The 12,347-nt window shown below is 62.6% G+C and carries 8 protein-coding genes; 5 read left to right on the forward strand and 3 right to left on the reverse strand.

Going from position 1 to position 12,347, the window contains the following annotated elements:
• Positions 1 to 97: 97 nt before the first annotated feature.
• Positions 98 to 1,222 carry a hypothetical protein gene (locus S58_RS12375; protein WP_015665652.1) on the reverse strand — a complete coding sequence of 375 codons (1,125 nt, stop codon included), beginning with the start codon at positions 1,220 to 1,222 and terminating at the stop codon, positions 98 to 100.
• A gap of 72 nt (positions 1,223 to 1,294) precedes the next feature.
• Positions 1,295 to 2,797 (reverse strand): MBOAT family O-acyltransferase, encoded by a 1,503-nt coding sequence (locus tag S58_RS12380; RefSeq protein ID WP_015665653.1) that lies wholly within the window; start codon positions 2,795 to 2,797, stop codon positions 1,295 to 1,297.
• 575 nt (positions 2,798 to 3,372) lie between these two features.
• On the opposite strand from S58_RS12380, the gene S58_RS12385 reads away from it, so the two are divergent.
• The 3 genes from S58_RS12385 (at position 3,373) to asnB (ending at position 8,882) form a co-directional block, all read left to right on the forward strand.
• Positions 3,373 to 4,434, forward strand: a complete 1,062-nt coding sequence (locus S58_RS12385; protein ID WP_144058301.1) for a hypothetical protein — start codon at positions 3,373 to 3,375, stop codon at positions 4,432 to 4,434.
• Between the two features lie 474 nt (positions 4,435 to 4,908).
• Positions 4,909 to 6,873, forward strand: coding sequence for a TIGR04372 family glycosyltransferase (locus S58_RS12390; RefSeq protein WP_042339321.1), 1,965 nt, complete (start codon positions 4,909 to 4,911; stop codon positions 6,871 to 6,873).
• Positions 6,874 to 6,911: 38 nt separating this feature from the next.
• Positions 6,912 to 8,882 carry an asparagine synthase (glutamine-hydrolyzing) gene (gene asnB, locus S58_RS12395; protein ID WP_015665658.1) on the forward strand — a complete coding sequence of 657 codons (1,971 nt, stop codon included), beginning with the start codon at positions 6,912 to 6,914 and terminating at the stop codon, positions 8,880 to 8,882.
• A 1-nt stretch (position 8,883) separates the two neighbouring features.
• Here asnB and S58_RS12400 read toward each other — a convergent pair whose 3' ends face one another.
• Complete coding sequence (locus tag S58_RS12400; protein WP_015665659.1) at positions 8,884 to 9,846, reverse strand: lysylphosphatidylglycerol synthase transmembrane domain-containing protein; 963 nt, start codon at positions 9,844 to 9,846, stop codon at positions 8,884 to 8,886.
• A gap of 189 nt (positions 9,847 to 10,035) precedes the next feature.
• Between S58_RS12400 and S58_RS12405 the strand changes: the two genes are divergently transcribed.
• Both S58_RS12405 and S58_RS12410 read left to right on the forward strand, forming a co-directional pair.
• Positions 10,036 to 11,319, forward strand: a complete 1,284-nt coding sequence (locus tag S58_RS12405; RefSeq protein ID WP_042339326.1) for a nucleotide sugar dehydrogenase — start codon at positions 10,036 to 10,038, stop codon at positions 11,317 to 11,319.
• Between the two features lie 10 nt (positions 11,320 to 11,329).
• Positions 11,330 to 12,346, forward strand: coding sequence for an NAD-dependent epimerase (locus tag S58_RS12410; RefSeq protein ID WP_015665661.1), 1,017 nt, complete (start codon positions 11,330 to 11,332; stop codon positions 12,344 to 12,346).
• The last annotated feature ends 1 nt before the right edge of the window (position 12,347 follow it).

The following is a 12,347-nucleotide window of genomic DNA, read 5'->3' on the forward strand; positions in this document are numbered from 1 at the left end:
CAAGCTCGCGGCGGCAACATCCTGAAGTCGATGACGCGGGCATTCAGGCTAGTGGTGAAAACGGACTGCTGCAAGAACGCCGTCTTGCGCTCGGCGCTTAGTAGGTGGAGAGAGAGTTTTGGATCTTTGTGGGATCCATGCTCGGAAGGTAGTTCCGAAACTCCGGATCGTTGAGCAGATGGAGCATGACCCTTGCGGCGCCGGTGTCGGCCAAGTGATATGCATCCACAAAGCTGGTGGTCTCGTCCGCCATGGGCAGGCGCGCCAGATCAAAGAAGGAAATCCCGAGCTTTCGCAACCATTCTCGGGTTTCGTCGGCGGCAAACTCCCGCCAAGCTCCGAATCCGTGGGGACCGTTCTGGTCGCGATCCAGCAGGTCGATACCAGCGCGGATGAATGGCAACTGAACACCGACGAGCTTCACGCCGCGGGATCTTGCGATCTCGGCGAGTCGCGCGATCGGCTGCTTCAGCCATGGTGAGACGCCTGCTGCGCGAGGGAGAGTCTCAGCAAGCGTCTCGGCGTTCATGTAATGTAAACGCGCGTCGGCAATGTGACCGGGCGAGTAGAGGTAGGATCCATCACTGCGGAAGCCCTCCTCACGAAAGATGGATTGGGTGCCGATGAACGCGCTCGGCGCGTTCAAGTAGTTCCGGAATGTCGCCGGATGTCGCGTTGCCGTCCGCGCAAAATCCAGCAGGCTCGACCTGATATAGGTGAGAGAGTGATCGTAGTGCATCCTCCGTGCAGTTCCGAACCATTCCTCCCAGCGGTCGGCGAACAGGAAATGGTCGAGCGAGAGAATGGCGACGCGGGGGCGGAGCCGTCGCGTGGCGCGGTCGAACAGATCGACCGTCTGACTGGTGGTCCAGGCCGTGAACGAGAGATTGTAGAAGCGGTACGGCGCGAACAGTGCCGCATGAAACGTCCCTGCACGTGATGTACTGATCCAGATGACCTCAGGCCGTTCCTGCTCGAGCCTCGCCAGTTTGAACGCTGCATTATAGCGCAGATCGAACGGGAGCACGATCTGCTCCGGATGATCGCGTTGGGATTCGGCGAGATCCTGCAGTCGCATCGCCGCGCCGAAGGGGCGTGCGGCATGAAGGAGGCCGACCGGAGGCAGGTAGCCGGCGAGTGCGGAGGCCGCCAGAACTGTGGTGACATAGCGCCGCGTCGGATTTGGTGGTGGCGAGTGGTGCGGTTGAGGCGGATCCTTCATTCGGCTGCCATTCGCACCGTTGGCCCGTCGGGATGAGCGCCAGAGCGCCGCACCGAAGAAGAACGTCGGTGATCAGAACTGGAAATACAGGAACTGGGAGGTATCCCCAGCGATGATGTTCATGAGTACGGCGGCGACCAGCGCCACCGACGTGCCGATCGCCCAGGTCAGGGATGGGCGCCACTTCAAACCGAGAACGCTCCACGGCCGCGGATTGTGATAGGTCTCAAGCCCGACATTCCATCGTTCGAACATCGCGTTGACGTTGGGTAATGCGAGACATGCGGCATACCCAACCAGAATCGCGATCATCAGCCGTGGGTCGACCAGATTGGTCATCGTGATCCTGTCCGGAGAGGACAGGCCGACCATACCCTTGATCAGCCGGATGGCTGCATTCGGATTGTCGGCGCGAAAGAACACCCAGGCGAGAACCACGGCGAACTGGGTCAACAACAGCGCTGCCGCAGCGTACCAGGCCGTGCCGGCATGACGCGCAAGCGCCGGCCGCGCCTGGACGAACTTGCCCCAGCGATGGTTGATGATCAGGAACAGCCCGTGCAGGGCGCCCCAGATCACGAACGTGAAGCCGGCTCCATGCCACAGGCCGCCGAGCAGCATTGTAGTGAACAGGTTGGCGTTTCGCCGGTGCTCGCCGTGGCGGTTGCCGCCAAGCGGGATGTAGAGATAATCGCGCAGGAAGCGTGACAGCGAGATATGCCAGCGTCGCCAGAATTCGACGATGCTCTGCGACTTGTATGGCGAGTCGAAATTGAAGGGCAGCTTGATCCCGAACATGATCGATATGCCGATCGCCATGTCCGAGTAGCCCGAGAAGTCGAAATAGATCTGAAGCGAGTAGGCAAGCGCGCCGCCCCAGGCGTCGATCAGATGAAGGTGACTGGAGTTGGCAGCCTGAAATACGGGATTCGCGACCAGCCCAAAGCCGTCGGCGATGAACGATTTCTTGAACAGGCCGATCGTCAGAATCGTGAGGCCGACCGCGATGTTCTCGATCGAGATCCTTCTGCTCTCCTCCGAGCCGAACTGTGGCATCATCTCGCGATGATGGAGGATCGGTCCTGCGATGAGGTGCGGAAAATAGGTGACGAACAGCCCGTATTTGACGAAGCTCCGTTCACGTGCATAGCCGCCGTAAACGTCTGCGAGATACGCGATTTGCGTGAAGGTGAAGAATGAGATGCCCAATGGAAGCACGATCGCGAGCGACGGGTACTTCGACGCTGTCAGTGCATTGAGGATCTGGATGCCGAAATTCGTATATTTGTAGAACGCCAGCGCTCCCAGATTCAGCGTGATGGCCAATGCGAATAACCCGGTGCGCGTCCTGCCGCTCTGTCCGGCAATCAGAAGGCCCATCGTGTAATTGAAGACGATGGAGACCAGGATGACGGGAACGAAATGAATGTCCCAATAGCCGTAGAAGACCAGTGATGCCGCAGCAAGCCAGCTCAGGCGAGCCACCGCCGGCGCGAAAAAACGCGCCAACAGGAAGTACCCGGCGAACGTCACCGGCAGGAAGAGGAACAGAAACTCAAATTGCGTGAAGAGCATAACAAGTTTCTTGGTGGGCGCCGGATGCTCGGGGTGCTTTACCAACGATTGCAAGCGCTGCCAAGTTGGTGAGGTCTGATATTGCGTGATTTTCGGGGGATGTCTCTCCTCGATCCTCCACGTCAATGGGCTCCCTTCGAGCGTGGGAAGCGGGGTGCGGCCGCTTTTCCATCAGCAGGTCTTCTGCTATGGCTGCTCGAAAGTCGACGAACGGTGCCACAATGGGTTCTTGCGCATTTATTGAATCGGACGGTCGTGACTCGATGCAGGGCGCGCGCCATGCGGTTGCTCAGATGCGACGGCTGCGATTCGATCGTGCTTGGTAACCCCTATTCCCTTTCCGACGCTGCAAACGCAGGAGGGGCGCCGCCGGTGTCGTGGCTTTCTCCCGCGGAAATGATTGCAGCGACAAGCAGGCTTCCTGCGGAAGCGTCCGAGTGGCATCATGACAGGTTCGCGCGGATGCGCCGAATTCGAAGTTCGGTATTGTTTGGGCTTGCTGGTCCTCGGCCACTTGTCCTGCCCAGATTTCGGTCATCCGACGCCCAAACAGACCATCAAGCGAGATTTTCGTGATGTCGACAGCAGACGCGGCTGAAATGGGCGATACGCTGGGATCGGCGGCTTCCAGGCGCTATCTTGGCATGGTCGGCGTCGTAGGCCTCGTGGTCGTCTTGGTGCTCTTGCTGGGTGTCTCGCTGTTCTCTCACGAGGGCTGGACCCTCCAAGATGGCCTGTTGCAGATTCCGCGCAAGGAGAGCCCCGGCTGGTATCGTGATTTCGGGGGCCGCAGCATTCCGCAAATCCAGGATCAGGACGTCTTTTACAGCAATCTGGGAGGCTCGGTCGACGCCGCCAGGAATGCTGACATCGTGTTCCTCGGCCCGTCCTTCGTCAGCTATGCCCTCGATCGGCAGACGCTCGAGGAATCGCAGGCGCTCAACCGGTTGAAGATCTACAACATGGCCTTCGTCGGGATTCGGGGCGGCGAGTTTTCGCGCCGGGTCATCGAACGATGGAGGATCCGTCCGCGCCTGTGGGTCATCAATGCCGATGACCAGTTTGTTCATTTTTTCAGCAATGACTTGAATGTCACTCTCGGTCCGCAGAAGCAGCCCATCGCCGCCGTTCAGCGCAATCGACTGCGTGGATATCTCACGGTCATCGGCCGCAATCTCCACTGGCGAATCGAGGATTTGATCGCCGCGTATCAGAATGGATATTTCACACCGACGGGCCTCTATCGGAGCATCTCCGACGGAGACATGGGGCTGGATGCCAACCCTGGTTTTGTCGCTCAAGGCAACAAGCCGATGCTGTCGGCGCGGGATCCCGACTGCCATACGAATCCCGCCGTCGTGGACTATGCGAGAAGCTTCCTTGCCGAGATCGGCGGTCAGGTCGTGCTCACGCTGGTCCCGCACAGCCAGTCTTGCATGCAGCAGGCGGCCGAATTGGCAAAGGCGCTGAACGTCGAACTGATCGCGCCGCCCTTCGATGGACTGACGACGATCGACGGCGGCGGTCATCTGGATCGGTATGGCGCGCAGAAATTTACGAGCTATCTTGCTCGCGAGATCGTCAAGACCTCGGCATACAAGCAGGCATTTCCCGTTGGCCTCACTGAGGCCAGATGATAACGTGACTGCGGAGGCGAGTGGGGGCATGCCAGGCAGCGCCAGATCGGCAGCTCCAGCTGGAGCGATCGCGCCGTTTGCCATCCGAGCCGTTTGCAGTCTGATCTGTTGCACTCTGATCTGTTTGCGCTATGCATAGTGATCCGAATAGGTAGAGCTGCAGGCTATCTTCGGCTCTCGTTGTTCACGTCGATCTGTCGGTTTGCTCATTGTCATCATCATGTTCGGCTTGGCTTGTTCGCGGCACCTCTGTTATAGCTGACCGCGATCCAATCAGTTCAATTCCTGATTGAACTCTGCGGGCTGGCGTTTCCTCGTTGGGGGGCGCCGCATCGAACGCGACGGACGTACGTCCTCCTCCTGAGAAATGATCTTGGGCGCGCGCCGGACGCGACATGCAGGGCAGACGGTCCGAGCTCCGCTTTGATCCGGACGCGTTCAGTTGGGGCTACAGGTTGCGTGGAACTTGGTCGCATGAAACTGCAAGAGCACAGGTCGAAGCGCTTTGCCCGCAGGCGGCTGGTTTATCTGGTCTTTGTCGTCGTTGGGGCGGTCCTCAATCTGCTGCACCGACGTACCATGTTCCTTCTTCTGGTGCTCGCCGAAGCCGCTAGAGTTCCGCTCAGGCGGCGGCTCTGTCAGGCCTATTTCCCGTATGTCACGTCCCACCTTGCTCGTCAGCCCGGGTTTCGTTTCTCGACGGTGCTCAGCCGCTGCTTTTATAGTTCCTCAGTTCGCGTCCTTTGCAGGATCGGTGCTTACCGTGAGTTGATCGGTGCTGTCCGACGCGAGACCTTGGCATGCGATGACGCGGAGCTCAGAAGTGCGCTCGTTCGGTCGCTGTTCGAATTGGGCGAGTTTTCCGATGCGCGAGAGGCCGCGGCAGGCGCGCGCCCCGAAGAACTCGATGCGATAGGCGATCTGGCGTTCTACAAGGCGATGGTCGACGTGATCGGGGGAGATGAAGCTGGCGCGCTCGATGCGATGTTCTGGGCCTGCCGCGGCAGTGTGCACCTCTTCCGCCCTCACCAGAACATCGCGGCACGACATCCCGCGCACTATTCTCCCAACAGCCTTGATATTATCTGCGGATCTCCGGGGCGCCTGTTCGACTTGTGCAACTTCGCCGGACAGCGCGTCACCCATGTTGGCCGCGGCGAGATTGGAGTCCGGCTATTCGAGCGTGCATTGAATGCGCAACAGGAACTCCGGGACTCGCCGCCGCCCCTCTCTGAAGAGTTGAGACGGCTGCTCGGCTCGCTTGACGTGTCTCTGGAGGAGCTCCGACTCATTCCGGAGGAGTGGACCACCCAGATTGGTCATCTCGGCATGCTCGACATTCTGTTTCGCATGCGTGAGCTCGGCTGGTGGTCAGGCAAGGCTGTGATAGTCGTCCGGCCGGCGCTGATCGCCAACGCCATCTTCTTCAAGCTCTTCGAAGGGCAGGGCAAGGTGCTGGCGCTGGGGCAGACCGTTTCGGAACGGGTTGGCGAGGAATTGCTGTCGTTGCAGCGCTGGTACGGCCTGAACTTCAATGCGTTTCGGCTGCCCGATGGGCGGGCTGTTCCATGGCAGGATGCGGGGGCGATCGCCATCCAACAATGGGAGCGTGAGGGACGAGGGCATCCGCTGCGCGACAAATATGATCAGACCGCAGGCAGCGCGAACGTCGTAGCTGAGCTCTATGGCGAACTCCGCGCCCGGCATGGCATGAAATCCGATGACTGGTATGTTTGCCTGCACACGCGGGATGCTGCGCACTATCTCGAGTTCATGGGGACTGGCCAGACGCATCGTAATGCTCCGATCGAGACGTTGCTCGACGCCATTCGTCTCATCACGTCTCGTGGTGGGTGGGTCGTCAAGCTCGGTGGCCCGAACTCGCCGAAACTCCCGCCGATGGAGCGCACGATCGACTATGCGACCAGCGAGTTCAGATCCGATCTGATGGACGTCCATCTGATCCGCCATGCCAAGGCGTTCATTGGAACGACGTCCGGGCTGACGAATGTCGCGGTCAGCTTCGGAATTCCGTGCGCAGTCGTCAACGCGATCACGACCGACGCCCAGTTGTGGAACAGCAACGTCCGCTTTGCTCTCAAGCCCGTCCGGCTGGCGGATGGGGCCATGCTGACGCAGCGCCAGCTCACCAGCACGCCTTGGCGCTGGCGTGTGTTCGATGCCGCGGTGCTCGGCCGCAACGGTGCGCATCCGGAGAACAATTCGGCCGAGGATATCCTGCGCACGGTCGATGAAGTCCTGGCGATTGCCGACGGTCGGATCGCAGAGTTCGATGCTGGCCATGACGCCGAAAGGCTGCTGGCGCGCTGGAGACGGACGCTGGAATTGCCTTATTACTACGGCGCGAGCCGGCCGAGCCTTGGTTTTCTCGCGCGGCATGAGAAGGAGTTCCTTCTCGATGCCACCGAGCAAGGCTGAGCCATGCGACGGCGGCTCCTGGCATCCGTGAGGGCATCATGTGCGGCATAACCGGCCTGTTGCGACCCGGGGGCGTCGATGAGGGGCGGCTGACGGGCATCGTCGAACGGATGACGGCCGCGCTGGCGCATCGCGGGCCTGATGCGTCGGGGATTTGGGCGAAGGCCGATGCCGGCGTTGCGTTGGGGCAGCGGCGCCTGGCGATTCTCGATCTTTCCGAGGCGGGTGCGCAGCCGATGCACAGCGCCTGCGGGCGCTACACGATCACCTTCAACGGCGAAATCTACAATCACCTCGATGTCCGCGCCGAACTCGAATCCTGTGGCGGTGCGCCGAACTGGCGCGGCCATTCCGACACCGAGACGCTGCTCGCCGCCGTCCGGCAGTGGGGCGTGGAGCCGGCGCTGCAGCGCCTGATCGGCATGTTCGCCTTCGCGCTGTGGGACTCCGAAACGCGGCAGTTGATCCTGGCCCGCGATCGCTTCGGCGAGAAGCCGCTGTTCTACGGCTGGAGCGGCGCAGATCTGGTGTTCGGCTCCGAGCTGAAGGCGCTCGCGGCTCACCCTGAATGGGCGCCGTCGCTCGATCGCGCGGCGCTGACGGCGTTCATGCGCTACTCCTATGTGCCGGCTCCCGCCACGATCTGGACCGGCGTACGCAAGCTGCCTGCGGCCTCATTCGTGCGCTTTTCCGCTGATGCGGCGCCGGGGAGCTGGCCCGTGCCGCAACCCTATTGGTCGCTGCGTGGCCGTGTCGTTGCCGCGCAGGGGGACCGCATCGGCAATGAGGCGGAGGCGATCGCACGGCTGGAGCAGCTGCTGTCGATCGCCGTGAAACGGCAGTGCCTGTCGGACGTGCCGCTCGGTGCGTTCCTGTCCGGCGGCGTCGATTCCTCGACGATCGTGGCGTTGATGCAGGCCCAGGCGAACCGGCCGGTACGCACCTTCAGCATCGGCTTCACCGAAGGCGGCTACAACGAGGCCGAGGATGCGCGCAGGGTCGCACAGCATCTCGGCACCGATCATACCGAGCTCTACGTCGATGCGCGGACCGCGATGGAGGTGGTCCCGAAGCTGCCGCGCATCTATGACGAGCCGTTCGCCGACTCCTCGCAGATCCCCACACATCTGGTGGCGCAACTCGCGCGCCGGCACGTCACCGTCGCATTGTCCGGCGACGCCGGCGATGAGCTGTTCGGCGGCTACAACAGGCATGTCTGGGGCGGGGCGTTGCAGGCGCGTCTTGGCCGGCTGCCGATGCCGCTGCGGCGCGCCATCGGTGCCGCGCTCGGCGCGATCGCGCCGGAGCCGGCCGATACGATTCTCAAAGCGCTGCAGCCGGTGTTGCCGGCCCGATTGAAGGTGCGGCATGCCGGTGATCAGGTCGCCAAGCTCGGCCGCATCATCGCGGCCGACGGCTTCGATGGTCTTTATCGGACGCTGTGCTCGATCGATCAGGATCCGGCCGGGACGGTGGTGGGCGGCACGGAGCAGGAGAGTTGGGCAGGGGGCGAGATGCGGCAGCTTGCGGCGAAGCTCGATCCGCTCGACCGCATGACCCTGGCGGATTCCCTCAGCTATCTGAGCGACGACATCCTGCAGAAGGTCGATCGCGCGGCGATGGCGGTCGCGCTGGAGACGCGCGTGCCGTTCCTCGACAAGGACGTCGTCGAGTTCTCGGCCAAGGTGCCCGCCGGCATGAAGGTGCGTGATGGCCGCGGCAAATGGCTGGTGCGGCAGGTGCTCTATCGCCACGTCCCGGCGGAGATGATCGATCGGCCGAAGACGGGCTTCAGCATTCCGCTCGATGCGTGGCTGCGCGGGCCGTTGAAATCATGGGCATCGGATCTGCTGTCGCCGGAGCGGCTGAAGCGGCAGGGTCTGTTCGATCCGGTACGGGTGACGCGGATGTTCGACGAGCATGTCAGCCGCCGCCACAATCATTCCTATTGGCTGTGGAACGTGCTGATGGCGCAGGCCTGGCACGACGAATGGGCGCGCGCCGCGTAGGTCAGTCTTCGACCGTCGCGGGAACGGCGAGGCGGCCGGCGCCTTTTTCGGCGCTGAGAATCCACACCAGCCCGCCCATGCCGCCGACGATGAAGTAGACCGCGCCGAACAGGATCGAGACCACGGTGCCGTCGGCCGGCACCAGGCCGGCATAGCCGAATGCGACCATCATCGTCGCCTCGCGCACGCCCCAGCCGGCGATCGAGATCGGCAGCATCGTGATCAGCATGATCGGCGGGGTCAGCAGGAACAGTTGTTCGAATGCGGCTGGCGCCGCGATGGAGCGCACGGCGCACCAGGCGATGACGACGGCGAGCACATGGATCGACAGCGACAGCACGGCGATCTTTGCAGCCGTGCCGGGGCCGAAGATCACCTTGTTCGCGATCACCGAGCAGGCATAGACGTGGCGCGTCGGCCACCACGCCTTCATCCATGCCGCCGGCAGATAGCCGATGGTGAGGAAGCCGACGCCGGCCGCAAGCGCTGCGGCATCGACCAGCACCAGGGCGAGCCGCCCGTGCTCGTCGGCGATCATGCCGTAGCTCCAGGGCAGGCTCGCGACGATGATCAGCGCCAGCGCGATGAAGCCGACGGCGCGGTCCGTCAGGATCGAGTAGCTGGCCGCCCGCCAGCCGGCGCCGGTGCGGCCGATCAGCCATAGACGCACGGCATCGCCGCCGATCGAGGACGGCAGGGTCTGGTTGAAGAAGGCGCCGATCATGTTGTAGCGGAACGCCTGCATGTCCGTCAGCGGCGCGCCGCACAGCGCGGAGATCTCTCGCCACCGCAGGGCGCCGATGAAAATCTGCACCAGAGTGATGGCCACCGCCAGCCCGATCCAGCCGATGTTGATCTGGCTGAGCCGCTCGCGGATCGCCGCAAAGTTGATCCCGCGCAGCGCGAGATACAGCAGAGCGAGCGACACCACGATCCGGAGGAGAAGAATCAAAAACGCACGCATGCCAAGCTGGCTTCGCTCTTGGTTGAAACGGGGCCAAGCCGAGTGCGATACGCGCAACTCCCGTCCTGGCAAGGCCGGACCCCGGGTCGAGGGCGGGCCGTAGCCGCCCCTTGCGGTCCTGATGCCCCGGTGGCTAAACAGTCGCAGGGGTGGCGTCAATGGCCTCCGAAACGACCGGAATATCAATTTATGTCTCATGGCCGGAAGATTGCGGTGATAGGCCTTGGCTATGTCGGCCTGCCGGTCGCGGCTGCGTTCGCGCGGACAGGCTGCCCGGCGATCGGGTTCGACATCGATGCGGCCCGGGTCGCGGAGCTGAAGGACGCAAGGGACCGGACCTGCGAGGTCGATGCAGCCGATCTGCGCCGGCCGGGCCTGCGCTTCACCAGCGAGCCGGACGACATCGCGACTGCCGATTTTTTCATCGTCACCGTTCCGACCCCGATCGACAGCGCACGGCGGCCCGATCTCGGCGCCATGCTGGCCGCCACGCGCACGGTGGGAGCCGTTCTGAAGCGCGGCGACATCGTCGTCTATGAGTCGACCGTCTATCCGGGCGCCGTCGAGGAAGACTGCGTCCCGTTGCTGGAGAGCAGCTCGGGCTTGAAGGCGGGGGCCGATTTCAACGTCGGCTATTCGCCGGAGCGCATCAATCCCGGCGACAAGACCCATCGCTTCGAGACCATCACCAAGGTGGTCTCGGCACAGAATCCGCAGACGCTCGCGATCGTCGCCGCCGTCTACGGCTCGGTGGTCACCGCCGGGATCCATCGCGCGCCTTCGATCAAGGTGGCCGAGGCCGCCAAGGTGATCGAGAACACCCAGCGCGATCTCAACATCGCCTTCATGAACGAGCTGTCGCTGATCTTCCAGGCGCTCGAGATCGACACCGGAGACGTGCTCGCAGCCGCCGCGACCAAGTGGAACTTCCTGCCGTTCACCCCCGGCCTCGTCGGCGGCCACTGCATCGGCGTCGATCCTTATTACCTCACCTATCGCGCGGAGAAGGCGGGCTACCATCCCGAGGTGATCCTTGCAGGCCGTCGCATCAACGACGAGATGGGCCGGCGCATCGCGCGCGAATGCATCCGCGGATTGCTGCGACGAAAGGGCCGGGGTGGCCTCGTCACCATCCTGGGCATGACGTTCAAGGAGAACGTGCCGGACATCCGCAATTCGCGCGTGATCGACATCATCGGTGAATTGCAGTCCTTCGGCGTCGAGGTGCAGATCGCCGATCCGCTGGCCGATGCAGCGGCGGTGCACGAGGAGTACGGCATCGGCCTGACGGCGATCGAGGCGCTGCGTCCGGCCGACGCCGTCGTATTGGCCGTGTCGCACGATCAGTATCTCGCCGGAGGCTGGCCTCTTGTGCAGGGTCTGCTGCGCGAGGAGAGCGGCCTCGTGCTCGACGTGAAGATGAAGCTCGACCGCGCGAGCAAACCCACCGCCATCGAACTGTGGCGACCCTGACGGAGCGACCATGGCAGACCATCCCATCCTCGTCACCGGCGCGGCCGGCTTCATCGGCTTCCACCTGACGCAGCGGCTGCTCGCCGAGGGACGCCAGGTGATCGGGATCGACAACATCAATGCCTACTATGATCCGAAGCTGAAGGAGGCGCGCCTCGAGATCCTGAAGGCGCAGCCGGGTTTCGTTTTCCACAAGCTCGATCTCGTCGATCGCGCCGGCATCAAGGCGTTGTTCGCCCAGCATCGCTTTCCCGCAGTCGTGCACCTCGCCGCCCAGGCCGGCGTGCGCTACTCGCTGGAAAATCCGCACGCCTATGTCGACGCCAATCTCGAGGGCTTCATCAACGTGCTCGAGGGCTGCCGGCATCACGGCTGCGAGCATCTGCTGTTCGCCTCGTCATCGTCGGTCTATGGCGCCAATACGAAGCTGCCGTTCTCGGTCAGGGACAATGTCGACCATCCGATCAGCCTGTATGCGGCGAGCAAGAAGGCGAACGAGCTGATGGCGCATTCCTACAGCCATTTGTACCAGCTGCCCGCCACCGGCCTGCGTTTCTTTACCGTCTATGGCCCCTGGGGCCGGCCGGACATGGCGATGTTCATCTTTGCCAAGGCGATCCTGGCAGGACAGCCGGTCAGGCTGTTCAATCACGGCCAGATGCGGCGTGATTTTACCTATGTCGACGACATCGTGCAGGCGATCTTTCGCCTGATCGGGCGTCCGCCACAGGGAAACCCGGATTGGGACGGAAACAAGCCCGACCCGTCGAGCAGCCGGGCGCCCTGGCGGATTTACAATATCGGCAACAATCATCCCGAGCAGTTGCTGGACGTGATAACGCTGCTGGAGAAGGAATTCGGGCGGCCGGCGATCAAAGAGATGCTGCCGATGCAGCCCGGGGACGTCGAGGCGACCTATGCTGATGTCAGCGATCTCGAGCGGGACATCGGCTTCCGGCCGGCGACCTCGATCGCCGACGGCATCGGACGTTTCGCAAAATGGTATCGCGACTATCATCGGATTTGAC

The sequence above is a fragment of the Bradyrhizobium oligotrophicum S58 genome, from assembly GCF_000344805.1.
Taxonomy (GTDB): Bacteria; Pseudomonadota; Alphaproteobacteria; order Rhizobiales; family Xanthobacteraceae; genus Bradyrhizobium; species Bradyrhizobium oligotrophicum.

Coding starts and splice junctions, on each gene's coding strand:
- S58_RS12375 (WP_015665652.1), bottom strand. CDS start 1,222: ATGAAGGATCCGCCTCAACCGCACCACTCGCCACCACCAAATCCGACG.
- S58_RS12380 (WP_015665653.1), bottom strand. CDS start 2,797: ATGCTCTTCACGCAATTTGAGTTTCTGTTCCTCTTCCTGCCGGTGACG.
- S58_RS12385 (WP_144058301.1), top strand. CDS start 3,373: ATGTCGACAGCAGACGCGGCTGAAATGGGCGATACGCTGGGATCGGCG.
- S58_RS12390 (WP_042339321.1), top strand. CDS start 4,909: ATGAAACTGCAAGAGCACAGGTCGAAGCGCTTTGCCCGCAGGCGGCTG.
- asnB (WP_015665658.1), top strand. CDS start 6,912: ATGTGCGGCATAACCGGCCTGTTGCGACCCGGGGGCGTCGATGAGGGG.
- S58_RS12400 (WP_015665659.1), bottom strand. CDS start 9,846: ATGCGTGCGTTTTTGATTCTTCTCCTCCGGATCGTGGTGTCGCTCGCT.
- S58_RS12405 (WP_042339326.1), top strand. CDS start 10,036: ATGTCTCATGGCCGGAAGATTGCGGTGATAGGCCTTGGCTATGTCGGC.
- S58_RS12410 (WP_015665661.1), top strand. CDS start 11,330: ATGGCAGACCATCCCATCCTCGTCACCGGCGCGGCCGGCTTCATCGGC.